The sequence below is a fragment of the Nostoc sp. CMAA1605 genome (assembly GCF_021596505.1).
GTDB lineage: Bacteria > Cyanobacteriota > Cyanobacteriia > Cyanobacteriales > Nostocaceae > Trichormus.
In genome coordinates this window covers 1-26243 of the sequence record NZ_PJIZ01000069.1, presented here as the reverse complement: position 1 = coordinate 26243, position 26243 = coordinate 1, and the positions used below count along the sequence as shown (strand labels likewise).

The 26243-nt window shown below is 41.0% G+C and carries 27 protein-coding genes; 13 read left to right on the top strand and 14 right to left on the bottom strand.

Annotated features, from left to right (window positions below; translation table 11 throughout):
* From CV014_RS20645 to CV014_RS20635, 3 genes are all read right to left on the bottom strand, one after another.
* On the bottom strand, window positions 1–1169 hold a 1169-nt coding region (locus tag CV014_RS20645; protein WP_236143745.1), incomplete at its 3' end, for a serine/threonine protein kinase.
* Window positions 1170–1790: 621 nt separating this feature from the next.
* Window positions 1791–2981, bottom strand: a complete 1191-nt coding sequence (locus CV014_RS20640) for an esterase-like activity of phytase family protein (protein ID WP_236143744.1) — start codon at window positions 2979–2981, stop codon at window positions 1791–1793.
* A gap of 82 nt (window positions 2982–3063) precedes the next feature.
* Complete coding sequence (locus tag CV014_RS20635) at window positions 3064–5073, bottom strand: glycoside hydrolase family 10 protein (RefSeq protein ID WP_236143743.1); 2010 nt, start codon at window positions 5071–5073, stop codon at window positions 3064–3066.
* A gap of 740 nt (window positions 5074–5813) precedes the next feature.
* On the opposite strand from CV014_RS20635, the gene CV014_RS20630 reads away from it, so the two are divergent.
* Window positions 5814–6290, top strand: coding sequence for a hypothetical protein (locus tag CV014_RS20630; RefSeq protein WP_236143742.1), 477 nt, complete (start codon window positions 5814–5816; stop codon window positions 6288–6290).
* Between the two features lies 1 nt (window position 6291).
* Here the strand turns inward: CV014_RS20630 and CV014_RS20625 are convergent, their stop codons facing one another.
* The gene (locus tag CV014_RS20625) at window positions 6292–7500 is read right to left on the bottom strand and encodes a NupC/NupG family nucleoside CNT transporter (protein WP_236143741.1); all 1209 of its coding nucleotides are present in this window, start codon (window positions 7498–7500) and stop codon (window positions 6292–6294) included.
* Window positions 7501–7628: 128 nt separating this feature from the next.
* Here CV014_RS20625 and CV014_RS20620 point away from each other — a divergent pair, with 128 nt between their 5' ends.
* Window positions 7629–8219 carry a Crp/Fnr family transcriptional regulator gene (locus CV014_RS20620; protein ID WP_236143740.1) on the top strand — a complete coding sequence of 197 codons (591 nt, stop codon included), beginning with the start codon at window positions 7629–7631 and terminating at the stop codon, window positions 8217–8219.
* 122 nt (window positions 8220–8341) lie between these two features.
* A complete protein-coding gene (locus CV014_RS20615; protein ID WP_236143739.1) occupies window positions 8342–9166 on the top strand; it encodes an SDR family oxidoreductase in 825 nt (274 codons plus the stop codon).
* Here CV014_RS20615 and aroH read toward each other — a convergent pair.
* From aroH to CV014_RS20590, 5 genes are all read right to left on the bottom strand, one after another.
* Window positions 9163–9576 (bottom strand): chorismate mutase, encoded by a 414-nt coding sequence (aroH, locus tag CV014_RS20610; protein ID WP_236143738.1) that lies wholly within the window; start codon window positions 9574–9576, stop codon window positions 9163–9165. The two genes, CV014_RS20615 and aroH, sit on opposite strands and share 4 nt — an antisense overlap.
* A gap of 45 nt (window positions 9577–9621) precedes the next feature.
* Window positions 9622–9765, bottom strand: coding sequence for a hypothetical protein (locus tag CV014_RS20605; RefSeq protein WP_236143737.1), 144 nt, complete (start codon window positions 9763–9765; stop codon window positions 9622–9624).
* A 5-nt stretch (window positions 9766–9770) separates the two neighbouring features.
* Entirely contained in the window at window positions 9771–10592 is an 822-nt protein-coding gene (gene sppA, locus CV014_RS20600) for a signal peptide peptidase SppA (RefSeq protein WP_103139777.1), read from the bottom strand.
* Between the two features lie 139 nt (window positions 10593–10731).
* Window positions 10732–11937, bottom strand: coding sequence for an IS200/IS605 family element RNA-guided endonuclease TnpB (gene tnpB, locus CV014_RS20595; protein ID WP_268964836.1), 1206 nt, complete (start codon window positions 11935–11937; stop codon window positions 10732–10734).
* 433 nt (window positions 11938–12370) lie between these two features.
* Window positions 12371–12667, bottom strand: coding sequence for a hypothetical protein (locus CV014_RS20590; RefSeq protein WP_236143746.1), 297 nt, complete (start codon window positions 12665–12667; stop codon window positions 12371–12373).
* Window positions 12668–13054: 387 nt separating this feature from the next.
* On the opposite strand from CV014_RS20590, the gene CV014_RS20585 reads away from it, so the two are divergent.
* From CV014_RS20585 to CV014_RS20545, 9 genes are all read left to right on the top strand, one after another.
* Window positions 13055–13855, top strand: coding sequence for an MlaE family lipid ABC transporter permease subunit (locus CV014_RS20585; RefSeq protein WP_236143735.1), 801 nt, complete (start codon window positions 13055–13057; stop codon window positions 13853–13855).
* 123 nt (window positions 13856–13978) lie between these two features.
* Entirely contained in the window at window positions 13979–14365 is a 387-nt protein-coding gene (locus tag CV014_RS20580) for a DUF3119 family protein (protein ID WP_236143734.1), read from the top strand.
* 174 nt (window positions 14366–14539) lie between these two features.
* The gene (locus CV014_RS20575) at window positions 14540–15769 is read left to right on the top strand and encodes a DUF3086 domain-containing protein (RefSeq protein WP_236143733.1); all 1230 of its coding nucleotides are present in this window, start codon (window positions 14540–14542) and stop codon (window positions 15767–15769) included.
* Between the two features lie 206 nt (window positions 15770–15975).
* A complete protein-coding gene (locus tag CV014_RS20570; RefSeq protein ID WP_236143732.1) occupies window positions 15976–16155 on the top strand; it encodes a hypothetical protein in 180 nt (59 codons plus the stop codon).
* Window positions 16156–16213: 58 nt separating this feature from the next.
* Window positions 16214–17332: a Vgb family protein gene (locus CV014_RS20565; protein WP_236143731.1), complete on the top strand. Its 1119-nt coding sequence runs from the start codon at window positions 16214–16216 to the stop codon at window positions 17330–17332.
* A 208-nt stretch (window positions 17333–17540) separates the two neighbouring features.
* Window positions 17541–18221 carry a glycerol-3-phosphate 1-O-acyltransferase PlsY gene (gene plsY / locus CV014_RS20560; RefSeq protein ID WP_236143730.1) on the top strand — a complete coding sequence of 227 codons (681 nt, stop codon included), beginning with the start codon at window positions 17541–17543 and terminating at the stop codon, window positions 18219–18221.
* 62 nt (window positions 18222–18283) lie between these two features.
* Window positions 18284–18706, top strand: coding sequence for a DUF4189 domain-containing protein (locus CV014_RS20555; protein WP_236143729.1), 423 nt, complete (start codon window positions 18284–18286; stop codon window positions 18704–18706).
* A 128-nt stretch (window positions 18707–18834) separates the two neighbouring features.
* The gene (locus CV014_RS20550) at window positions 18835–19089 is read left to right on the top strand and encodes a TIGR03643 family protein (RefSeq protein WP_236143728.1); all 255 of its coding nucleotides are present in this window, start codon (window positions 18835–18837) and stop codon (window positions 19087–19089) included.
* Between the two features lie 187 nt (window positions 19090–19276).
* Window positions 19277–20773 (top strand): cryptochrome/photolyase family protein, encoded by a 1497-nt coding sequence (locus CV014_RS20545; protein ID WP_236143727.1) that lies wholly within the window; start codon window positions 19277–19279, stop codon window positions 20771–20773.
* 59 nt (window positions 20774–20832) lie between these two features.
* Here the strand turns inward: CV014_RS20545 and CV014_RS20540 are convergent, their stop codons facing one another.
* From CV014_RS20540 to CV014_RS20530, 3 genes are read right to left on the bottom strand one after another with little or no spacing between them, the layout of a single operon-like run.
* On the bottom strand, window positions 20833–21507 hold the full coding sequence (locus CV014_RS20540; protein ID WP_236143726.1) for a hypothetical protein: 675 nt from the start codon (window positions 21505–21507) through the stop codon (window positions 20833–20835).
* A 12-nt stretch (window positions 21508–21519) separates the two neighbouring features.
* Window positions 21520–21657, bottom strand: a complete 138-nt coding sequence (locus CV014_RS20535) for a hypothetical protein (RefSeq protein ID WP_236143725.1) — start codon at window positions 21655–21657, stop codon at window positions 21520–21522.
* Window positions 21658–24330 (bottom strand): DEAD/DEAH box helicase, encoded by a 2673-nt coding sequence (locus CV014_RS20530; protein WP_236143724.1) that lies wholly within the window; start codon window positions 24328–24330, stop codon window positions 21658–21660.
* Window positions 24331–24397: 67 nt separating this feature from the next.
* Here CV014_RS20530 and CV014_RS20525 point away from each other — a divergent pair, with 67 nt between their 5' ends.
* Window positions 24398–24583, top strand: a complete 186-nt coding sequence (locus CV014_RS20525) for a hypothetical protein (protein WP_236143723.1) — start codon at window positions 24398–24400, stop codon at window positions 24581–24583.
* Here the strand turns inward: CV014_RS20525 and proC are convergent.
* Both proC and CV014_RS20515 read right to left on the bottom strand, forming a co-directional pair.
* A complete protein-coding gene (proC, locus tag CV014_RS20520; RefSeq protein ID WP_236143722.1) occupies window positions 24543–25358 on the bottom strand; it encodes a pyrroline-5-carboxylate reductase in 816 nt (271 codons plus the stop codon). The two genes, CV014_RS20525 and proC, sit on opposite strands and share 41 nt — an antisense overlap.
* Window positions 25359–25597: 239 nt before the next feature.
* Window positions 25598–26191, bottom strand: a complete 594-nt coding sequence (locus tag CV014_RS20515; RefSeq protein ID WP_103139788.1) for a cell division protein SepF — start codon at window positions 26189–26191, stop codon at window positions 25598–25600.
* Window positions 26192–26243 lie beyond the last annotated feature (52 nt).

Genomic DNA, 26243 nt, shown 5'->3' with positions numbered 1-26243 from the left:
TATAGGGTAACTTTATGAATAAATTCCGTGCTGTGACTTCTATTAATGAATTGGTCGATTTCCTGCTTGGGGAGCATAGCCCAATATGTAGGAATAATCCCTTGGCTTGTATGTAACAAGTAAGGAAAACCAATGGCTTTAATGGGTTTATTTTTTGGCCAGGTTTTTTTTAAGCATTCCTTTTCAGAAACAGAGGTGACAGGAATTAGCTGCACTGTGGGCAAACTTTCCCACACATCACTATTATCAATAGTAGAGGTAATTTTGTTTTTAACTCGCTCTAAAACCTGCAAAATTTCTTGAATATTTTGAGGGCGATCGCTTGGTTCTTTAGCTAAACATTTAATTACTAAATCTTGTAATTCTGGATGTATTTTTAATTGGGGGTCTATTTCTCCAAAGGTGGGCGGTATTTGCAATCTATGAGCTTGATACCAACTGCCAAAAGAATTACTTTGTGGTTGAAAGGGATGTTTGGAAGTTAACATTTCAAACATTAACACTCCCAAACTATAAATATCAGAACGGACATCTAATAATTTGCGTCCCTCCATATGTTCTGGGGAACAGTAAGGTAAACTCCCGATAAAAGAATCGGTTAAAGTCATCCCACTGCGTTCTGTTAAAAATTTAGCAATACCAAAATCTAAAATTTTAACAATCTCATTTTGTTGATTATCTTTAGTAATAAATATGTTTTCTGGCTTGATATCTCTATGTAAAACAGGATAGATTTCGCCTTTGAAGGTAATACCTTGATGGGCGCATTCTAAGCCTAAACAAATCTGATGACAAATATCTAGGAATTTTCCGGTTGTTAACGGCTGAGTTTTGAGGAGTTGCTTGAGGTTTTTACCTTGAAGATACTCCATCACATAAAAGGGATTTCTATGCTCAATCACACCGTAACTCAAGACACGGACAATATGTTTACTTTTGCGTCCTAATTGCGCGCCAATGAAAATTTCTCTACCAAAGCGTTGAGACAGGTTTTGAGTCGCTAAATTGAACGTGAGGATTTTTAATGCGACTTGTTTACCACCTTTAGCTGTATCCTCAGCTAAATAAACACGTCCCATACCGCCTTTGCCAATCAAGTCTATTATTAAATAGCGATTGTTTAAAAATTTTCCAATATAAATATCTGGCTCTGGCTTGGAGTTGACCATATTTGGAAACTTGACGCTATCAAATAATGGTGATTTTGGTAATTCATTAACTTTAATATTTCAGATTCTGTTAAATCTGATAGAGTTAATTAAGTAATTTGAAAATAAGCTTTTACACGTTTAAATTTTACACTTTTCTTTGTGGCTGCCGATTGCTAACTATTAATAGTGAGATAGCTGCTTTCCGTTGCTTTATATGAGAAAGTAACTCTTGCACTTGTTAGGCTAAACAAACCTCATCAGTAATACTCAATTTGGATCGGTGTATTGTTTCAAGATTCTGGAGTAGGCTAGAAATCTAGACTGTTAATCCCAAATCCAACACTTGTACTGAGCTTGTCGAAGTATCCCAAATCCAAAATTAGTATAATTGTGTAGTTTAAAAGCATCATAGCTTTAACAAAAAACAATTTAAATTTTACACAGAATTTTGCTTATAACTATGCAAAATCCCTTAAATATTATGTAACATATTGATTAAATAAAAGATATGAGGAAATCTACGCAATCCCTAAGAAAACTCAATCTCAGAGGATCAGCACTATAGTAATTCTACTGAAAATACATCTATACGAAAATTTAACAGCCGTATTTAAAAGATGATTTATCTCTCATTAATGGTTAATTTTGTGGAAAAATCCGGCGGAATAACATCATGAGTGGGGAAGTAAATTTGAGCTTAAAGGCTAAAAATTGTGTGCGCTGTATGGAATTAAAGTTATTATCACTAACTAGAATTAATAATTGTTCTCTGTGGGGGAGTTTTGTCCCCAGAGTTAAGCCCTCTATGTTATCTAGGGCGACATCTAAAGTTCTTAAATCTAACAAGATTTTTTTCTGCGCTGCTTGCATATTTTGAGCATTGCTTGTTAAAAGACTGTCTATATTTTGAATATTATCGGCTGCTGTTAAAGACACTTGAAATAAGAAAACAGTAAAGCCTAAACCAGTAAAAGAACGTTCTATACTAAGAAAATGATCGTGATTATCTAAAGCTAGTAAATCCGGTAATCCGCTAGCAAATCTACCTGTAGGATTAAAAAATGATGTTACAGGTTCAGTTTGATACAGAAACTCTTGTTGGGGTTGCCCGTTAGCAAGATCGTATTGCAAAATTCGGCAAGGTGTACCAATATTAGGTGCAGCTATGACACCATCTTGAACCAGGGCGTTTTCCGTCGCTGTGAATAAATATTTATTGTTAGGTGTAATGGTGAGGCTTTCAAAAGCTAAATTATTGCGTATTCCTCGCTGACGCTTTTTATCAGGTAAAAATTTGGGTGGTATGGGTAGATTTCGCTGGGCTTTACCGGTAGCTAGGTCAAATTCTTGAATAAATGGTGGAATTGATTGTTCTACATCACCTTCAGAAGAAATATATACTGTTTCATCTTGAGTAACAGCGATTCCTTCTGTATCTGTTGTACCTGAAGCAAAGGGTTGATTTTGATTGTTTAATAATGTCGTGACACCAACTGTCTTGATACTACTATCTTGTAGACGACCTTGATTTAAATCGATTTTAAAAGTGTAAAATCGGGCTGGTGCTTTTTGTCCTCGATCATCAGAGATAGCATAATAAAGTTCAGTTTTAGCATCATAGGTAATACCAGATAAACCACCAACTGGAGTTTTTTGGAAGGATAAACCTTTTGGTAATGTGGCTTCTCCAATAAACTCTATACTACTGATTTCTATAACATCTGATTCTAAATTAATTAAGAATAAACCGCTAATTAAAAGCGCGATCGCAAAAGCTATGAATAAATAAATGATTTTCGGTAAACGCCGGATTTGTTTCAAAAACTGCATAGCAAGAAAGTTCATGAGGTTAGTAGTAAGCACTTTAGTGCTGATTTTTCTAGGACTAAAGTCCTTACTACAGACTTATAGATTAACTTACTGTGATAACTACACCCTCACTTTCATTAGCTAATCTATCCACTGCACACACAGCATAAGTTCCAGGTTGGACAGTGGCAAAAGTTGTGCCAGCAGACAAGATTCTTTGCAACGTCCAGGTATCCCCGCTTTGACGGTATAGTGTCCATGAGCGTACAGGTTGATTGTCTCCTGGTTGCCAATTGAGTCTACCGTTAATGAATTGTAGGTCTTTGGGTGGGGGCGGTGGTGATTGATTTTGCCAAGACATGGCAGGTACTATGGCAGGTGTAGCATAAAGTGAATCTTTAAATTTGTCAGCAATACCTTGGCGATTATCCGTAATCGAACTCATACTGAAGAAGATATTGCCCAATGATAAATTTTTGACTAAGTTGCGGCTGATTTTGACTTGCTTGTCTATCTCTTCATCTTTCCAAGCTTTACCGTCTAGTAGAGAGATGTTGTTACCTGTATAAATATGTCTTCGCAGGGGATTAACTTCTGTCCACCATTGCAGTAACGCAGAGTAGCTTTGTTTAGCTTGGTCTGTGCGCCAATAGAGTTGGGGAGCAATATAATCAATCCAACCTTGTTCTAACCATTTTTTAGAATCAGCATACAAGACATTGTAAGCATCTAAGCCGGTGATTCCTGGTGGTTGTCCAGGGCGGTAAATTCCGAAGGGACTAATACCAAATTTGACATAGGGTTTGGTGGCTTTAATTCCTTGGGAGAGGCGCAGCACCATTTGATTGACGTTTTCCCGTCGCCAGTCTTCTAAACTGAGTTTGCCACCTGTAGATTTATAGGCGGCGTAGGTTTTACTATCAGGGAAAGACTGACCTTGGATGGGATAGGGATAAAAATAATCATCCAGGTGGACAGCATCAATATCATATCGGCGGACAACATCAATAATGACGTTATAGGCTCTATCTTGGACGATTTTCGCGCCTGGCTCCATCCATAATTGATTACCCCATTGATATACTACTTCTGGATTGGTTAAAGCTATGTGGGGTTGGACGTTGGGAGTCCCTTTGATGCTGGTTTTGGCGCGGTAGGGGTTGAACCAAGCGTGAACTTCAATGTTACGTTTGTGGGCTTCGGCGATCGCAACTTCCAAGGGATCATAAAATGGTTCTGGAGCTTTCCCTTGGGTTCCCGATAGCCAAGCACTCCAAGGTTCAATACTAGAAGCGTACAAAGCATCGCCTTCAGGACGCACTTGCAAAATTAAGGCATTAAAATTGAGTTCTTGTAGTCGCTTGATAATCTCAACTAATTCTGTCTGTTGTTGAGTTCCAGAAAGTCCAGCTTTGGAAGGCCAGTCACTATTCCACACCGTTGTTAGCCATGCGCCCCGAAACTCTCTTTGATGACTGACTTTGACGGTTCTCGGTGCGGTGACAGGAGGAATTACCAAATATGTAGAGTTAATTTTGGGGGCATTACCGAGATAAACTAAAGCTTGGTAAACTATAGCCGCTACATCCGCGCGAGTCGCAGCGATATTGTAATTGAGTAGCTTGATGTTGGGGAAGCTAGCAACTAAACCTGCACTAGTAGCGATCGCAATTTGATTAGTAGCATAATTAGGAATACTTGTCCCATCTTGATAAATTTGCGGTAGTTTCTCTAATAAATCGGGTTTAATTTTAGTGCCAATGTCTAAACCATTGACTAGAGAAACTAAGACATCACCACGGGCAATTCTATTATTAGGAATGAAAGTTTTATTTGGGTAGCCAGTTAAAAACCCTGTTTCATAAGATTTTTTGATGGCACCAGCAGCCCAATTATTCGCCGGAACATCGATAAAAGAGATATACGGACGCTTTACAGGAACATTAAAGACGGCTGCAACTATCGCTGCAAACTCAGCACGGGTGACTGAGTTATCTGGGCGAAAAGTACCGTTAGGATAGCCATTCAAAATGCGTCTTTCCGCCAAGGCTTCGATAAACGGACGCGCCCAATGGTTTTGGACATCGGAGAAGCGTGCAGTAGTAGATACCATTGTTAATCGCCGCTAACTTGCTTGATTTTAGAGATTCTTTGCTAATCTAACAACCAACTAGCGATCGCTACTGTATTTACGTATAAATTTTCACATTTGGTAATGTTTTTGTTGACTAAAGGAGTGCTGAGTAACGAGTGCTGAGTGCTGCGTAAGTAAAAAATATAGGAATCATATTTGATTTCTGTGAAGCTAGGTACACCTCTGTTACTTCTTTTCCTGTTTACTGTTCCCTTTTAAGAGTTACCTACCTATGCAAATAATTTCAATAATTCAAGTCTGATTCCTATCTGTACAACATCGTCATACAAATTCACTAAAATTCTGATACAAATTCAAACTCAGAAACCCTTGCCAAGTCAGGATTTCTCAATTGCGAATTGCGAATTGCGAATTGCGAATTGGTATCAGTAGATGAAAATACTTGATTTATTTGGAACAATTGATGATGACGATGATGATAATTACAAACAGTAGCGACAAAAACAATGAAAGTCGTTTTAGATAAATCTGTGTGGTCTTTAGCGTTATGAAGTAATAACCGACAACAGGCTTTACTTGTAAGCAAATTATATTATACAAAGCAGATCAAAGGAGGACAGGAAAATTAATCCAGGTAGTCGATAAAATTCTTGAAATCATATAATAATCAAGTTTGTATTTTCAGATTTCCAGAAAATTGCGATCGCACTTTGTTTCAATAGTTAAAATAGCCTATAGTAAGTCGATGGGTATAACACGTGCGAAAGCTATTATTTAAACTCCGATTCTTCTTCTTATTTGTCCTGAGCTTAGTTGCTATTTTGTGTATATTCTATTTTGTAGATATGCGATTTCCTTTAAGAAATTGCCATGCTAAATGGGGCTTTATTAACACAGTCAATAATAAATACTACACTGAAGCAGAAAAAATTACAATTCGTCCTTGGCGTGGTCAGCACAATGTTTATGCTATATTTATGATTCCTAAAAGTTATCAATATGAGTATCTTTTTAGACTACATCTACCTAGTGAGCAGACTTATTGTGGAGTCATTCACCGCACTCATCAATCTGTTGTAGACGGTGTGGTTGCTAAACCTGGATACTATTTACTTAAAGGTTATCTCAATACTCGGATTGCTTTAAATTTGATGATTCAAGGGAAGCTAAATCAATTAAAGCAATCCCACAATTGGGAATTGGGCTATGTCAGAAAAACTCGTAAATCGTCATAAATTACACTAAAATACCAGCGATGCAAGCAGTAATAAAACCTGCTAGTAATCCTCCTATCATCGTTCTCACACCTAGACGAGCTAAATCATGTTGGCGTTGTGGAGCCATCCCTGTCATCCCCCCAATAGTAATACCAATAGAACCAATATTAGCAAAGTTACATAAGGCATAAGTCGCAATAATCACTGCCCTGGGGGATATTTTCTGACTTTTAATTAATTCTCCTAAATCTCCATAAGCCAAAAATTCATTGAGGATGGTTTTCTTTCCTAATAATGCACCCACTTGTCCACAATCAGCCCAAGGTACACCCATTAAAAAGGCTATAGGAGACATCACTAAAGACAAAATCCACTCTAAAGATAGTTGTGGTAAACCAATATGTTCTCCTAACCATTTCAGGATTGCATTACCAAAAGCCAGTAATCCTAAAAAAGCGATAATCATTACGCCTACATTAACTGCTAATTTGACACCATCAATTGCGCCACTAGTAGCAGCATCTATGACGTTGACATAAGTATTTTCTACTTCCATTTTTACTTTTCCAGCAGTGACAGACACTTCCGTTTCTGGGTACATCAATTTTGAAACGACTAAGGAAGTAGGCGCAGTCATAAAGAAAGCGGCAATTAAATGTTCTGGTGGAATTCCAAAGGAAAGATAAGCCCCTAAAACCCCTCCGGCGATAGTTGCAAAGCCGCCAGTCATGACTGCATGAAGTTCTGATTGTGTCATTTTTGCTATATAAGGCTTCACCATTAATGCGGCTTCTGTCGGCCCCAAAAAAATATTACCTGCACAAGATAATGACTCAGAACCCGATGTTTTCATTGTCTTCATCATTACCCACGCTAACCCCTGCACTACTCGTTGCAAAATTCCGTAGTAGTACATCACACTAATAAATGCGGAGAAAAAGATAATTGTCGGGAGTACCTGAAAAGCAAATAAATGATCTTTAAAGTTCTCTCCAAATACGAATTTTGCACCCACATCAGAAAAAGCTAAAAAGCTACTGATGATATCTCCCAAGGATTGAAAGATTTTTAGCCCCCAAGGTGTTTTGAGAATCACTAAAGCAAAGACAAATTCTAATCCTAAACCCCAAGCGATGGTTCGCCAACGCACAGCCTCACGATTTACCGAGATAGCGTAAGCTATACCGATAAATACTAGGATTCCGAAAGCAGAAATTGCGCGTTCCATGTGTACTCCCTCGTATCGCTAGGATATTTGGACACAAAGCATACACGAAAATCTGCATTTTGAGGATATGGGAATTGGTATTGGTTGCAAAATATAATTGACACATCTATGTAAACTTTGACATTCCTATGTTGAATCCTGCCTATCTCCGACTGAGCAGTGTTTTGCAAACTTTGGTTGAGATGCCAGCATATGAACTTGCAAAATTAAACTGTGTATTTCAAGAAATTACCTTAAATACCGGAGAATTTTTAGTTAGGGCAGGTGAAATCCCTTCTCGCATCGCCTTTGTTGTTTCAGGAATTTTACGCCTTTACTACGTCAACTCAGCAGGGAGTGAATTCACAAAATCATTTTGTCCAGAAAACCATTTTGTGACTGCTTACGGTGCGCTAATTTTGCAACAACCTGCTAATTTTTTTATTGAAGCAATAGAAGATTCTTTTCTACTTGTCATAGATTATCGTCAATACCTGCAATTGTGTGCAGGTAATTCATGCTGGCAAGAAATTAACCATAAGTTGGTTGAAGCATTGTATCTCAAGAAAGAGAAACGTGAGGCGGAGTTACTTTTAGATGATGCAACCACACGATACAAAAAATTTTTACAAGAATATCCCAATTTAGATCAAAGAGTGAAGCAATATCACATTGCTTCTTATTTGGGAATTTCACCCGTATCTTTGAGCCGCATTCGCAAAAATCTTCAACCTAATTAACATAAGTTAATGACTACGCCATGATTCCAGGTTAAACCTGAAAGTATTACGAAATGCGATCGCCAAAAGCTTAAGTTTTTGCAGCGAGACGCTAGGCGAACGGTTGTCGCGCTTTCAGGGCAATGATGAAAAAAACATTACATTCTTTCATCCTGTATACAGGCTTTCTGGCATTTTTTGATTCCGCAGTTGCTGTCAAGTTGTCCGTGCAGAAATCTCCTATGTCCACCCAAGGCAATACAGTTTTAATTACGGGGGGTTCATCGGGAATTGGTTTGGCATTGGCGCGAAAATTTTTGCAAGCGCGAAATACAGTGATTATTACGGGGCGCAATGCACAAAAATTATCTGATGTCAAGCAAATATTTCCTGACATCATCACAGAAGTTGCAGACTTAAGAGATTTTCACGACCTGCAACGACTAGTCAATAGTTATCCAAATGTGAATATTCTAGTTAATAACGCTGGGATTCAATATAACTACGAATTTACCAATCCAGAGATTACCCCAGAGTTAATCGAAGCCGAATTACGGACTAATTTAATTGCGCCCTTGCAATTGATTAAATTGATGTTACCCCATCTGTTGAACAAGCCCGAAGCTGCAATCATCAATGTTTCCTCTGGCTTAGGACTAGTTCCCAAAGAAAGCGCGCCTGTCTACTGTGGTAGTAAAGCAGGGATACATATTGCCACTAAAGCCTTACGCTGGCAACTCGAAGCCACATCTATTAAAGTATTTGAAATTATTGCGCCTTTAGTTGATACACCCATGACTGAAGGCAGGGGTAAAGGGAAGATTTCCCCTGATGCACTGGTAAATGAATTTTGGCATGATTTTGCACGCGATCGCTACGAAATGCGAATCGGTAAAACCAAACTACTGTTTTTCCTACAACGGTGGTTTCCCCAAGTAGCAGAGAAAATTCTCCGCCCAGGAATTTAAACTTTTGACTCCACTACTGGCTGCGGTGCTGGTAAAACTTGGGGTAAACTCCAGTCAGGACGAAGTTTTCTAGCTTCACGCAAATAAATGTGATGAATGGGAGTAGAGATAGGTAAATAAGCGTGGATTAAAAACCGGACACAACGCTGTAAACTACCTGCAACGTGCATTTGCTGTACATCCAACATAGCAACATTATCCCAACCCGGCCGGGGTCTAGCGATCGCCGCCGGGAAAATCGCATCTAAATCACGCGTCACTGAAAAAGTCACGCTGATCATGTCTTGTGGCTGGAGTTGATTTCGTCTTTCGAGTTCGTCTAGCAGTTCCGTCACCGCTTCTCGCATAGCTGCCACTGTATTTTCCGAAACGGTTGTTGCCCCACGAATAGCCTGAATTCGCCACTCCACGCCAAAATCCTCCTTAGTTATTAGTCATTAGTTATTAGTCATTAGTTATTGGGAATGGGGCATGGGGCATTGGGCATTGGGCATTGGGCATTGGGCATAGAAATAAAATCTCCCTCGTCCCCCCAGTCCCCAGTCCCCAGTCCCCAGTCCCCAGTCCCCAGTCCCCAGTCCCCAGTCCCCAGTCCCCAATCCCCTCAAGGCCTATACAACCACAATGGCAAACCACTAGTGGACATTTCAAATTCCAGCCAATCAACGCCTGCGCCTAGTTTAGAAGAAACTTGACGGCTGCCTGGTAGAATCCGACTTAGTAAGGGTTTGCGTTCCTCTAGGGTATAACAGGGTGTTTTCTCTGGATCAAGTCCTACTAATTCTGCTGTCCAACGACGGGCTTCTTCTTCTGTGCCTAAGCGGTCTACAATACCCAATTCTAAGGCTTGCTGTCCGGTGAAAATTCTGCCATCAGCAAAACTTTTAACTTTGTCTACCGCTAAAGACCGTCCCTCGGCTACTGTCTCTACAAATTGCTGATAACTAGTGTCAATCAACTCTTGTAGAATGTTTTGTTCTGGCTCGGTGAGTTCTCGGTCAAATGCCAAAATGTCTTTATAAGGCCCGGATTTAATCACTTTAAAGGAAACACCTATTTTTTCCAGTAGGCGTTCCAAGTTATTCCCACGCAGAATTACACCAATACTACCTGTGATTGTTCCAGGGTTCGCCATGATATGTTCCGCGCCCATACCAATGTAGACACCACCAGAAGCCGAGATATTACCAAAACTAGCAACAATTTTGATTTTTTCCCGTAGCCGCTTTAACGCACTATAAATTTCTTGAGAATCCCCAACTGTGCCGCCAGGGCTGTCGATACGTAGCAGTAAAGCCGGAAATTTCTTTTCTTCGACGGTTTTTAATGCTTCTAGCACACGTTTGCGCGTAGCACTAGCGATCGCACCTGTGATCTCAATTCTAGCAATTTGTTTACGAAACTTGGACTTAAAAGGCCAAACCATGAGCAACTAAATAAACATAGCAATAATTTCACTATAAATTGTCTAGTGACCAGATGACCTCCATGAAAGACTCAAAACGGTATCACCGCTAGGAATTTTATTGACAACTCTCCGCCGTTGAACGGCGGAGATTCTTCCTTCACCCAAAATCGCCTCTAAAAGCAGTGCCTTTAGATGGTCTTACACGTTGTCCAGAAGCAGTAGCGAGATGCCCTCCCGCCACACCAGTTGCTCTACGACGGAGACCGTCAAGACCGCACTGGCTCAAAATCCGTAAACCTTCATCTCTGATATTCACCGCAGCATTAATATCTCTGTCATGTATCGTTTGACATTTGGGACACTGCCAACTACGAATATCTAAATTGAGCCTATCTACTTGATGCAAGCAGTTACTACAAGTTTTGGAACTGGGAAAGAACCTATCTACCTCAATATAGGTTTTTCCCTCCCATTCCGCCTTGTATTTCAACATGGTGCAAAATTGCCCCCATCCAGCGTCACTAATAGATTTAGCTAGGTTGTGGTTCTTGACCATGTTTTTAACTGCGAGATTTTCTACAACTATGACTTGATTTTCGTCAACCAATTTACGACTTAGCTTGTGTAAAAAATCTTCTCGACATCTAGTAATTTTGTTGTGAACCCTAGCAACCTTTCTACGCACTTTATTGCGGTTGTTAGACCCTTTTTGTTTGCGGCTAAGTTGTTTTTGTTTTTTGGTTAGTTTAACTTCATACTTACGGTAATATTTTGGGTTGCCATGCTTATTCCCATCGGACGTAATAGCGTAATGGTGAATCCCCATATCTACGCCAATAGCCTTCCCTTCTGATGATGAAGTAGGTTTATCCTTGCCATCATCATAGAGACAAGCCGCGTAGTATTCATTCGATGGAGTTAATGAAACAGTAACACTCTTTAACTTTCCTTCCGGTAGCCGAGATACCTTGCAGTAAACTTTACCCAATTTAGGTAGAGTGAGATACTCACCATCTAGTTTTACCTGTTGAGGAAAGCGGATAGATTGCTTTTGACCTTTCTTTTTGAAGTTTGGGTATTTCGCCCGTTTCTCGAAAAAGTTCAAAAACGCGCTAGACAAGTCTAATGCTACTTGCTGCAAACATTGTGAAGGTGCTTCTGTTAACCATTCATATTCTTTCTTCAAGGATGGCAACAGATTAATTATGTCGTTCCGACTTAATCCCTTACCTGTTTCCTTGTAAGTTTCACTGGTGAGGTTAAGCGCAAAATTGTAAAACCAACGTACACATCCAAACGACTTGGCCAGCAATGTGCATTGCTCGTCAGTCGGATAGATTCTGTACTTGTAGGCTTTTAACATCGCACTTATCAAACTATACTTACTATGGTAAATTAAAGCCAAACAAAAGTAAAGTCGCCCTATAAGGGCGAGGTTTTAAACCCAGTTTTTCGATAAGTTTTTCCTGGTTGATATAGATGTTGTTTTGTTATTCTCTCTTCATCAGCTATTACAGCAGAGACAAAAAAATCTCTTTCCCTCCCCTTGTTCATGGGAAGGTTAGGGCAGGTAAAATATTTGATACATCAGTCATGAATATTCAAATATACTCTTAGCCATTGTTATTGCAGCCTAAGATAAACTTTCGGCTACGTGATAGCACTTAAAGTTAATACTTATTAATAAATATAATTAATACTCGCTTAGTAATTGCCATTAACTAAATTCGGTCAGCCGTGATAAGGATGAACTTGCACTAACCTTGAACCTATCAAACATCAGTGATCGCCCACTACTACGAATCAATCCGCAAAATTTGATACCGATAGTAAGCATAAGTATCGAATAGACCCCCGACAAAGCCGCAAGTGAGGCTAATGACCAAAATGCCATTAAAAATAGATCCACTGCCAAAGATAGCTAAGAAATGCAATACTCCAGTTGCAGCCATCTCAGCTAGCTCTTGCAACAGAGGAATATAACCACTAACCCCTAAAAATAGCAATACACCACCGATCAAGATCAACGGAGTCACGAAACTAAAAATCATCGCCAGGATCAAAGATCGAAGATAGTGAGTAAAAGTAGTCATCATCAGACCAACTCCTAAAATCAAGTCAACAATAGCTAGTTAGCTATTCGTCCTCTTCTACAATACGTGCGATCGTTACCCAACGGTCAATCTGTCAAAAATCTTAAGTTTTCATTAAAAAACACAGTGACCTGGTACACTCAGTGCATTGCCCAGAAGAAAGATAAGTATCTCTAAAACCCTTATTAAACCAAGCTTATTTATTTAGGGAACAGGATTTTACAACTTTTAACGTGTTCATGAAAAGCTATATATCCTGAGAAAATCATTACGATAAATTAATATTTCCAGAAATGTAGAGGATTGGGGGCTAGGAATTGGCAACTAGGAAGCAGGGGATGCAGGATGAGAACTAAACTATGACTAACGACTAATGACTAATGACTAATGACTAGTGACACTACATCCAAATTTGGCTTAGGAACGTGGAGTCAGCGATTGCTGGCGGCGGTGTTTTTAGGTGGACAAGCTATGGTTCACCTACTGAGGGGAAAAATCCATTGGCGCAATACTAGAGAACAAATGGCCGCAGTCGGGCCAGATTCACTATTTATTGCTTTGCTAACTGCTGTGTTTGTAGGCGCAGTCTTTACTATTCAAGTGGCGCGAGAATTTATTAATTTTGGTGCAGGAAATCTAGTCGGCGGAGTTTTGGCGGTAGCATTAACACGAGAATTATCACCTGTACTCACAGCAGTCATCTTAGCAGGGCGCGTTGGTTCTGCATTCGCCGCAGAAATTGGCACGATGCGGGTTACAGAACAAATTGATGCCATGTTAATGCTCAGAACTGACCCCATCGATTATTTAGTCATTCCCCGCTTACTGGCTTGTTGCTTAATGTTACCTATCTTAACCCTCTTGTCTCTAGTGACAGGAATGTTGGGAGGGTTGCTGATTTCTACCAGTATGTATGGCATTTCCGACACTATGTTTTTAGACTCAGCCCGTAATCTTTTAGGTAGCTGGGATATTTTAAGTGCCATGATTAAAGCCTGTTGTTTTGGGATGTTAATCGCCGTAATTGGTTGTAGTTGGGGTTTAACCACAACCGGAGGTGCTAAAGGTGTCGGACAATCAACTACAACAGCCGTTGTGACAGCGTTGCTTATCATCTTTGTCAGCAACTTTTTTCTATCATGGATTATGTTTCAGGGAACGGGTAGCGCGTTGTTGCAAGGGTTTTGAGAGTGCTGAGTGCTGAGGGATGAGTAGTAAGTAAGTTGTGAGTGATTGGTGAAGTGATCTTTTTTGGCGAACTTTTAACTTTTACAATTAGGAAGTGTTTACTAAAAAACAGGACAAGAAACTGTGACTAGTTCAATTGCTCCCAACTTCACATCAACGGTGGAACTTCAGCCTAGTTATAATATCCCCATAGTGCTGGTAATTACTGCTATTCCACTCATGTTTGTACAACCCTTGCTGGGAGCAGTATTTGCACTTTTGGGTTTATTCCTCTTATTTCAAGCAGTGACTCTGCGGTTGCAGTTTACCGCCACTGACTTAGATATCAAAAGGGGTGAAAATTTAATTCGGCGTTTTCCTTACCGTGAATGGCAAAATTGGCGGATTTTTTGGTATCCCGTTCCCATACTGTTTTATTTTAAAGAAATTAACAGTATTCACTTTTTACCGATTTTGTTTGACCCCAAAACCCTCAGAACCTGTTTAGAAGAACGTTGTCCACGGATTTAGCCGCAAATACTATTAAGTCACTCCAGTCAAAACACCAGCTACAGGGGGTGTCTTTGACGGTTGCTAGTTTCGCGTTAGACTGATAAGTCAGGAATTTTCAGGCAACTCGCAGGCACTCAATAGTATATTTTTGAAAGCTATTTATTTTGTTTTATAGGGATTGCATTATAGTTTATGAACCCAGAGGAATCTCAAACCCCAGAACCGATTGATGAATGGTTGGAACAAATCCAAGCAGAAAACCCTCAGCCGGAAAATCCAGAAACTCCTGCGGAAGCATCTGTTATGGAAATAGTAGATCAAACTTCATCTGTTAATCCGTCTTCAGAGGATGGCAATTCTGAGGTTATCTCTAATACAGAAGTACCAGCAGCATTTGTACAGGAAGCCGAAGCGGAAAGTAACATACTGGGTTCACCGATAGAATCAGAACAAGTTATTGCTGAATTGCAAAACACAGAAGCTACTCTCAAGGCAGAAATTGCCAGCTTGCAAACAACATACAACACTCTTCAAGAACAAATTAGGGAAACTCAAACTGCACTAGGAAAAGTAGTACAAGAATCTCTAGGACAGCTAGAACAACGCAAACAAACCCTACAGATTTCCATAGAACAGTTAGAACGTCGCCAAGAACGCATTCGCAACGAGATGCGAACAACTTTTGCGGGTGCTTCTCAAGACTTAGCAATTCGAGTACAAGGGTTTAAAGACTATCTCACTGGTAGCTTACAAGATTTAGCCGCCGCCGCCGAGCAACTACAGCTAGTTCCACCTGTTACAGAAAGAGAAAAACCAGCCGTAGTGATTAAAGAAGTAAAACAGGCTGAACCACAAGCAGGAACTCCGCAATTTGCGCCACAACAGTTTCAAGACACAACCAAACAAATTCGCCGCCTCATTGACCAATATCGTAATAAACCTGATTATTATGGCCCGGCTTGGCAATTACGCCGTACTTTTGAACCAGTCCACGCTGAGAGAGTTGCCAATTGGTTTTTTAATCAAGGTGGACGCGGTGCTTTGCGGACAATGGGGAGTCGTTTGCAAAATGTATTGATTGCATCGGCGGCAATTTCGATATTACATAAACTATATGGCGATCGCCTCCGTACCCTAGTTTTAGCTAACACACCTGAGCGTCTAGGTGAATGGCGGCGCGGTTTACAAGACTGTTTAGGTATAGGTCGTCCAGACTTTGGCCCAGATAGGGGAGTAGTATTATTTGAAACAGCCGATGCTTTAGCACAGAAAGCAGATCGTCTTGTGAAAACTAATCAACTCCCCTTAATTTTGATTGATGATTCCGAGGAGCAAATCAGTCTGGGACTTTTGCAATTTCCTCTATGGTTAGCGTTCGCCCCTGATCCGAAAACCATGAGAAATTATGATGATGATTTTTAGGTTAGTTATTAGTCATTAGTCATTAGTCATTAGTCATTAGTCAACAGTTAACGGCTAATAAGGCTAATAAAAGTGTGAAACTAATACCAATTTGAAAAGTAGTTGCGATCAATGGATTGTCTAAAAGCTTACTAGTAAAGTAATCCAAAATCCAAAATCCAAAATGGTATAACCCCGAACATTCAACGGTACGGAGGATTCAATGGTTGTTACCTAGAACCCATGAATTTCCCCACTGTAGAACTGTTTTAGACCGAGACGAAAACGCCGCACTGAATATTTTCGCTAAAGGATTAAGTACGGCGGGACACGTCGGAACTAACGCTTGGGTAGAGAACGACCTCTACTTGGATCTGGCAACAGGTTCAGATAAGTCGGCTCGATGAACCAAGAATCCCCGAAATAGAATTTCGGGGAGTGTCAAACTACAACTGCGTCAAATTAATGAATAAAAACATTTTCGCGTTCTCATTTTCTGTAGTCTTGGGTGCTGCTAGTGCCTTTTGCTTAGGAACATTGCCTGCCAATGCCACCCTATTAATTAGTAACACTAGAGGAAATAATGTTGTACTTTTTGACGAACAGAACGGTCAATTCTTAGGAAATTTTATTACATCGGGTAGTGGTGGGTTAGTCAGCCCGGATGATTTGAACTTTGGGCTGGATGGCAATCTTTATGTCTCTAGCGGTAATGACCCAAGTAATTCAGCAATCCTTCGCTACGATGGAAAAACTGGCAAGTTCATTGATGTTTTTGCCTCTGGTGGAGGTTTGTCCCGACCCTATGGTGCTGCGTTTGGCCCGGATGGATTGCTTTACGTCAGTAGTTTTCTTACTGACCAAATTCTCCGCTACAACGGCACAACAGGTACATTCATCGATGTTTTTGCAACAGGTAACGGTATGCCTGGTGGATTAAATGGGCCAAATGACTTGTTATTTGGGCCGGATGGTAGCTTGTACGTTACTACTCAGGGAAGTATTGCTGTGAATAACCAAGCAACCTTTCCTGGTACACCAAGTCAGGTATTGCGCTTCGATTTAGCCACGAAGACCTCTACTGTATTTATCGAGCAGCCAACACCATCACCAGATAGTTTCGGGTTCGTGAGTTTCCTCGGATTAGCCTTGGGAACAGACGGTGACTTATTTGTTAGCGATTTTGCCAACGATATTAGGCGTTACAGTTTGGCAACGGGAGCTTTAGTCGATACTTTATCAACGAATTATACAGGTACTAATCCTAGTAATAATTTCATTGGCAATTTAGCTTTCGGAGAAAATAATACACTTTACACAGTCGGTTTTAAGTTAACTCAAAATAATGAAGGGGCGATTCTTCGCTATAACGGAGTGACAGGAGATCCATTACCATCGCTGGGTAATAGTAACGCTATCTTTGTACCTACTACTGATAAATTGTCACGTCCAATCGGTATTGCCTTCACAACGGAAAACTTGACTACCGTTCCTGAAGCAAATACGTCCGTCAGCTTACTATCTTTAGGAGTGTTTCTCTCAATTTCATGGCTAAAACGAGAGCAAACAAAACGCCATACCTAGTGCCTAGTGCTTCACCACGCAAACTTTGCGTAGTGGCAAGCAGAGGGGAAAATTGTAAAAATCTCTTCTCTGCTCCTCTGCTCCCCTGCTTCTCTACCGACCAACACAACAAGCTCCCATGTTAGCTGCTGTAACCTGATTTATGGCATTAACTTGAACGACTCAATATAGACTATTCCTATAAACTATTGACGCTTGTGGATTTCCTATGGCTGTTTGGTTAAGTTTGTGTGGTGTGGTTGTAATTATTGCTTACCTGTTGGGTTCTTTCCCCACAGGGTATATTGCGGTTAAACAACTTAAAGGTATTGATATCCGAGAAGTGGGTTCAGGCTCAACAGGTGCAACTAATGTTCTGAGAACCTTGGGGAAAGGGGCAGGAGCATTCGTTTTATTGGTAGATTGCTTAAAGGGAGTCTTAGCGATCGCTTTAGTCTACTATTTATTTAGCTTCGCCTCTAATCAAAATCTGATTCCCACCACAGTAGACGTAACGCTTTGGCAGCCTTGGCTAGTGACTATAGTCGGTTTAGCCGCGATTTTAGGACATAGCAAGTCTATTTTTCTCGGTTTTACAGGTGGTAAATCTGTCGCTACCAGCTTGGGGATTTTGCTGGCGATGTCTTGGCAAGTGGGTTTAGCTACGCTGGGTGTGTTTGCTGTAGTGGTAGCAATATCGCGGATTGTATCACTAAGTTCCATCAGTGGCGCGATCGCTGTTTCTATCGTGATGGTTATTTTCCACCAACCCTTACCTTATATATTGTTTGGTGTCGCTGGTGGTTTTTATGTAGTTTTCCGTCATCGCACTAATATTGAACGGTTATTAGCTGGTACAGAACCAAAAATTGGACAGAAGCTAATAACTGAAACAGAAACTAACACATAAAATTGCGGAATGCCTACATCTAGAAACTGTAGTTTTGAACATAGAGTTCACACACATAAACGATGTTGGCAAATACACTACAGAAAACTTTATTAGCAACCGCTACCGTATTAGCTACTTTACCAGGATTGACCCAAGTTGCCCAAGCTCAAAGCCGTGATGTGTTTGGTGCGATCGCTTACTCCCAGTCTACAGGAGTTTACACATCCGTCACCGCCTCCTCACGCCAAGAAGCTGAACGCAGAGCTTTAGCCCATTGTCGACGCAAATCTCGTGCTGGTGATTGCTCAGTTCCAGTATGGTTTAAAAATGCTTGGGGTGCTTTAGCTGTCGGTTCTAATGGTGCTTTTGGTTCAGGCTGGGGTTATGATACCAACAACCCTAAAAGGGGTCGTACAATTGCTGGACAATATGCGGTACAAACTTGCAGACAATATGGCGGTGTTAATTGTCGCGTTGTTCATACCAGAGAAGCAAGATATTAATTAAAAAGTAAAAAGTAAAAAATGAAATGAATAAGTAAATTTAGCAATTGCTTTTCAACTTTTTACTTTTGCCTTGTTTGCCCTAAAATCATTTGATGGGTAGAATATTATAAAACTGCAAATCGTCCATGAAATTACCCGAACTAGATTCTGACAGTATAGATCGCATTATAGAAATGGCGTGGGAAGATAGAACTCCCTTTGAAGCCATTGAAAAGCAATTCGGCTTATTAGAAAAGCAAGTGATTGCACTCATGAGGCGTGAAATGAAAGAATCTAGTTTTCGGATGTGGCGTGAACGAGTCACCAAACGCAAAACCAAGCACCTCAATCAGCGAGAATTTATCGCAGGAAGATTTAAATCAAATAACCAAAAAACCTAAATAACGAAAGGTTTGTAGTTAGAACTTTAGTTCTAACTATGAGACGCTACGCGAACAAAAAAGGACTAAAGTCCTTACTACGAACTGAATCCTAGTATTTTAAATTACATAACATATTTTGTTTTTAAGTTGTTATACTAATTTAATGACTATTGACTATTGACTATTGACTATTGACCAATAACTAATGACCATAGGCGTTTGGATACTAGGCGATCAACTTTGGGAACAACAAACAGCACTACAAAGTTGTTCTCGTCAAAAAAATCTACCTGTAATTTTCATTGAATCACTACAACATATACAGGTACGTCCTTATCATCAGCAAAAATTGGTCTTAGTGTGGTCAGCAATGCGTCACTTTGCTGAAGAATTGCGTCAGCAAAAATATGCTGTCACTTATGAAATCAGCGCAGACTTCATCACACCCTTAAAAGCATGGATTCAAAGCCAAAATATCACTGAATTGCGGGTGATGATACCCAATGATAAACCATTTACCCAATTAATTCAAAGTTTAGATTTACCTTGTAAAATTAACTTAATTCCTAACAACCATTTTTTGTGGAGTACAGAAGAATTTAACCATTGGGCTAAAAATCGTAAACGTCTATTAATGGAAGATTTCTATCGCGAAGGTAGAAAGCGTTTTCAGATTTTGATGGATAAAGATAAACCAATAGGTGGACAATGGAATTTAGATAAAGAAAATCGTCAACCACCCAAAGGTAAATTAAATACACCTCCAGCACAATGGTTTACACCTGACGATATTACCCTTGCTGTTATTACTCAAGTTAAATCACTAAATATTCCCACCTATGGAGATGTTGAGCCATTTCGTTGGGGAGTGACTCGTCACCAAGCATTGCAAGTTTTAGATTGGTTTATTCAACAAAGATTAGCTGATTTTGGTACTCACCAAGATGCAATGCTAACAGGTGAAGAAACCATGTGGCACGCTTTAATTTCACCTTACTTAAATCTGGGGTTATTGCAACCTTTAGAAATTATTCAAGCCGCAGAACAAGCTTATTACCAGCGCAATTTACCATTAAATAGTGCAGAAGGTTTTATCCGTCAGGTGTTAGGCTGGCGGGAATATATGCGGGGAATCTATCATTTTGTAGATGCAGATTACCCTAATCAAAATTGGTTTAATCACACTCAACCATTACCGGAATTTTTTTGGACTGGTGAAACTAAGATGAATTGTTTACACCAGATTCTTACTCAAGTGCAACGTACAGGTTACGCTCATCATATCCAGCGATTAATGGTATTGAGTAACTTTGCTTTGATTGCAGGAATCTCACCCCAAGCCATAGAAAATTGGTTTCATGCTGTGTTTATAGACGCTTATGATTGGGTGATGCAAACCAATGTGATTGGGATGGGTTTATTTGCAGATGGGGGAGTATTAGCATCAAAACCTTATGCTGCATCTGCCAATTACATCAATAAGATGAGTGATTATTGCAAAGGTTGTGTTTATAACCATAAAGATAAATTTGGTAAAGATGCTTGTCCGTTTAATTTCTTTTATTGGTATTTCCTAGAACAACACCGTGATAAATTGCAAACTCAAGGACGGATGAGTTTTGTTTTGAAAAACCTGGATAAAATGTCCCAAGAGGAGTTGAATTTAATTCATCAACAGGCTCAAGATTGGTGGAATAGTTAATCATTTCAATCCAAAATCTAAAATCCAAAATCCAAAATCGATTCAGGGTGTGTTTTTCTTCAACTGGAATTGAGGATGACAATTATTTGAGATACCTTCATTCCTAATTTTTGCCAACGACGATTTGTAGAAGCAAAAGTGCGATCGCCTGACACAGCCTGATAATCTTGAGGATATCTGTCTGATGCTTTAGGATCTGCACTCACCCTGATAATTAGCTTGCCTTCATAGCGAGATAGTTTACTACTTTCTAAGAGAATCGTCCCGCCGTAATCCCAACCTAAGCCGAAGAGTTTGAAATCTCCCAACTTTTGACGTAACACACTCCAGGGAGTCCCGACACCAATACCTTCACGGGTTTTCCACGCAGTACCCAAGTCACGCACTTCTGAAGGTTTGGTGCGGTTGTTATCACTCCAAACGATTAAAAATGAACGTCCTTGACTCAATTTAACTTGAGTTGCAGCAAAATTACCTATCCCTTCCGCACCAGGAATGGTTTTATCAACTAGACTAGATGCACCAAAAATTTTAGCTAAATCCTTCCTTGTGGTTGTGCGCGTTACAGGGCCGACCCTTTCCCCAGGTACAATTAAAGTGTCTTTTAAAGTAGGTACTTGAGCAACAGTTTCACTGGAATCAGTTTTCTGTGGAGGTGCAACGACTCCAGGGGTTGAACAACCCAGTAATACTGCTAAAGTAACCACAGCCACAGTTGGGATAGAAGCTTTCATAATTTACCACCCTTACAAGTGAGTGATGAGTGATGAGTGATGAGTGCTGAGTGCTGTTAGCGGTAGCGCGGCGTTTAGCCGGTGCTGAGTAGTGAGTGAAGTTTTTCTTCCCCAATCCCCAGTCCCTAGTCCCCAGTCCCCAATCCCCAATTACTCCACCACTTCATTGACGGGGAATCGATCAATGAGTTGCATAGCACGATAAGCGTTACGTTGCAAGGAATCTGGTAGGTGGGGGACATGGGGGATTTGTGAGAGTAAATCTAGTGTCCGGCGTAAAATTCGCACCACATCACCCTCATCTAAGGTAGTGTTTTCACATAATTCTACCCATTCTGTACCTAACGCCCATTGTTCCACTAGGGCAATTAAACCTATGTAACGATTCTCTAAGCCTACCGGCAAGGTTACACCATGACGGTACTGTATTTTTAAGACAGCACGCCGGATTTTTTGTAACTTCGTCCATGCTGCGTCTATTTCTGGTGAGAGATTAAAGTTGACTCTGCTATCAGGACGGGGGGTTTCTGTGACTAAAGCCGCGATGACAGCCGCTAAATGCTGGGGATCTAAATTGTTCAATTCACCACTAGCTAAGGCTAAACCTAACCACAGTTCATTTTCTCCGCGAATGGCGGCGGCTACTTGTCCTAACTGGGTGGGGACTAGGTTATCTAAGCAGTCAAATTGCTGCAAAATTGTGATGAGATTGAGAAATTCTTCCCAGTAACGTTGAGATTGCTGTTCTACTTGCTGCTGTAATGCTTCTATTTCTTCTTGAATTTCCGCGTAGCGTTCCCGACGCTTGAAAACTTTAGCAACACTCCCTGATTGATACAAAGGATTGGCTTCTAATTGTGCTTGGACAGCATTAACGCGACTGAGTTGTTCAGCTACTTCTGGAGACAGATGTAAAGACCCATCAGGATCAGGGATATTTTGAGCGATCGCATCTGTCATTTCATCCCCACGACAGGAATGTCCTGGTTTAAAGACTAAATGTGGGGGTGGAATAATTTCCTGTGGAACTTCTAGGCGGGGTAGTTCCGCGTATAAATCAACTACATCTTCATTAGAAACAACATACCAGCGATTATCTTGCCCTAAACATACCAAGTAGCTGGATTTTCCTGCTGTGGGTGACTGACCAACTAAAACGGCTGTTAACGGTGTGGAAACTATAATATTTTCACCCTTAAGACTCAGTAATGTCCCTGAAACTGCAAAGTCCAACAGCATTTTAATTTGGTCTTTTCGTGTTTCTTGGGCTTGCTCTTGTAGTGTTTTTAACAACTGCTTTTCTGCTTTGAGGCGTTGACGCAGTTTTTCATAAATCAGCAGTTCATGTTCACTGACTGAGGCTATTTGTTCATGCAGTCCGGCTAATTGGGCTTCTAAGTCTTCAATTAACTCATAGTCTGGTTTTAGGTGTAATGTCGCCATATACTGCCCAAAACTGCGTTCTATGAGTTCCTTGGCTTCCTCTATGGTGTGGGTTTGCAGCAGGTTTAACACCATGCCATAGCTAGGAGTAAACTGGCTGACTAATGGGTCGGGCTGGGAAGTGGCTAAATAGGCGGCTTCTTTTGCACCCTCAAAGGGAGTTTGGAGTGTGACGACATGACCCTGTTTATCCATCCCCCGCCGGCCTGCCCTCCCCGCCATTTGCAGGAATTCCGAAGCGTTTAACAGGCGGTGTCCTGTGTCGGTACGTTTGGATAGGGTGGAAATTACTGTTGTCCTAGCGGGCATATTAATGCCGGCGGCTAGGGTTTCAGTGGCGAAGACGACTTTAATTAAACCTTGTTGGAATAATTCTTCAACTAACACCTTCCAAGCTGGCAGAATTCCGGCGTGGTGGGCAGCAATACCACGATACAAGGGGGCAATTTGTCCTGAACGTCCGGCTTCGGGGTTACGGGTTAAAAAATCGTCGATTTGTCGCCGTAGTGTTTGGGATTCGTCATTGTCCACCAACCATAAGTCACCTACCTCGGCGACGGCTTTGTCACATCCCCGACGACTAAAAATAAAGTAAATCGCCGGTAGCATATCCCGTTGCTGGAGGTGGTTCAGGGTGTAGAGAATGCTGGGGGCTTCTGGTCTGCCTTTGTCCCCTTGTCTTCGTTTACCTCTATTCGCAAGACGGGGATTAATTTTAGTTTTGCTGTCATTGAGTAGCGGGAAGAGTCCTTTGGGATTACAGTAATGAAATTCCAAGGGGACGGGGCGAAAATCTGAATAAATCAGGTCAGTAGGGCCGTGGACGCGGTTGAGCCAGTCGGTCAGTTGGTCGCTATTGGCAACGGTGGCTGACAGGGCAGCTAGCTGCACTTCACGGGGACAGTAGATAATCGATTCTTCCCAAACTGTACCTCGTTGGCGATCGTTCATGTAGTGGCACTCATCCAAGACCACTGCTTCCACATCCACCAAGGAAATACCGACTTGCCCAATGGGTGTACCGTAGAGCATATTACGAAAAATTTCGGTGGTCATCACCAAAATAGAGGCATCCCTATTGATGGAAGCATCTCCCGTGAGTAGCCCTACATTATCAAACCCAAATTTTTCGCGGAAGTCACGTAATTTTTGATTAGATAACGCCTTTAAAGGGGTGGTATAAAACACCCGTTTGCCATGTGCTAGGGCGCGATAAATAGCGTATTCACCGATTAAAGTTTTGCCTGAGCCTGTGGGCGCACAGACGACAACAGAGCGTCCCGCGTTGAGGGACGCGATCGCATCTTTTTGAAATTGATCCAGATCAAAGGGAAATATCAACCCTAAGTCTAGTTCTTTTGATGAGGCGGGATAATTCACTCAATCACTTTTACAACCGGACTGTTTACTATATTAACGAGTCTTTTGTCAACTTCGACAGTAAAGATTGGGAATTGGGCATGGGGAATTGGGAATTGGGCATTGGGAATTGGGAATTGGGCATGGGGAATTGGGAATTGGGAATTGGGAAAAAATCTACATTGTCTACCTTGTCAACCATGCCCTATGCCCCATGCCCCATGCCCCATACCTCATTTCCCCAATTCTTGCGATCGCCATGCGGCAGCTTTGACTGCTTCAATGAGAGCAGAACGAAATCCGGCTTGTTCTAACTTCGATACACCTGCAATGGTTGTGCCACCAGGACTGGTAACGCGGTCTTTTAATTCTGCTGGGTGCATTTTGCTCTCTTGCAGTAATTTGGTTGTCCCTAGTACGGTTTGTAGTGCTAGTTGATTAGCAATTGACCTCGGTAAACCGGCTGCGACTCCACCATCTGCTAGGGCTTCTACTAATATCGCTACGTAAGCCGGGCCACTTCCAGATAAGCCTGTAACAGCATCCATCAAGGATTCGGACACTTCCACTACTTCCCCAACGGCTGAAAATATTTGCTGTGCTAGCTGTTGGTGCTTGGCGTTGGTGTATGCACCCAGACACATGGCTGTCATCCCTGCGCCTACGGTGGCGGGGGTGTTAGGCATGGCTCGAATAACTGGTAATTCAGGAAATGCAGCTTCTAGCTGACTTAAAGACACCCCTGCCAAAATCGAGATGACTAGGGGCGAGTTTTTTGACAATAAAATAATATCTGCTAATTCTTGAGCGATCGCTGTAAATACCTGTGGTTTTACTGCCAAAAACAAGACTTCCTGAGTTTGACTAAACACCAAACAATTATCTACAGTGACAGTCACATCATATTTTTGTTTTAAAAAAGCTTGGCGCGCTGCTTGCGGTTCGCTGACTATAACTTCTGAAGGGTGGTAAATTTCTCGCGCAATTAGGCGGGATAAGAGCGATTCTCCCATTACCCCGCCACCAATTAAACCAAATTTGATAGTCATTAGTTATTAGTCATTAGTCACTGGTCAAAGAATTTTGGAAATTAGATTTGTGATTTTGAATTGGAAAATACGTTAAAGTCCAGAACTTCATAGGTTTTAGTCTTAATCTTACACACCATTTTTTGGTGTTTCACAATCCAAAATCCAAAATTTAACATCTAAAATTTGTTGGGTCATTAGTCAATAGTCGAAAACTTGGACTTTGGACTATTGACTAATGACTAATAACTAATTTAACTCTATTGTGCCATCCGATTGGGTTCGCTGCCCCAAGTTGGTGTAGGATTTGCGGGGCGGGAAGGACGGGCTGGGTGTTGGGGTACTTCATGAATAACTCCACCTTGGGTGCTGACTTGCACACAGCTGGGTGTAAACAAAAAGATACTTTCACCAATACGTTCTTGATGTCCATCTAATGCGTAGGTTCCACCAGCCACAAAATCAACTGCACGTTGTGCTTGATCTGGGTCCATGATGGTTAAGTTCAACACTACTGATTTCCGTTCACGCAATGCTTGAATTGCCTGGGGCATTTCTTCAAATGTCCGAGGTTCTAGAACTAATACTTCAGAAATCCCGTTAATTGCTCCTGGCATACCAATCACATTCCCCATCGTTGATTTTGTTCCTGTTTCCACGTCATCACCAATTGTATTCGCTGTTTCTCGCCAACGTCGATTGGATGGGGCAGTTTGTGCAGGTGCTGGCTGAGGATTTTCCTGTTGATACAGATTTTGGTAGTTATCTGTATCTGGTTCTTCTTCGTAGTATTCGTATTCTACTTGTTCATTGAGACCAACAAAATCTCGCAACTTAGAAAATATATTATTCATGTTTAGTGACGCTCCTGCTGATAATTGCCTCTATTATCCGGTTCATAGCTAA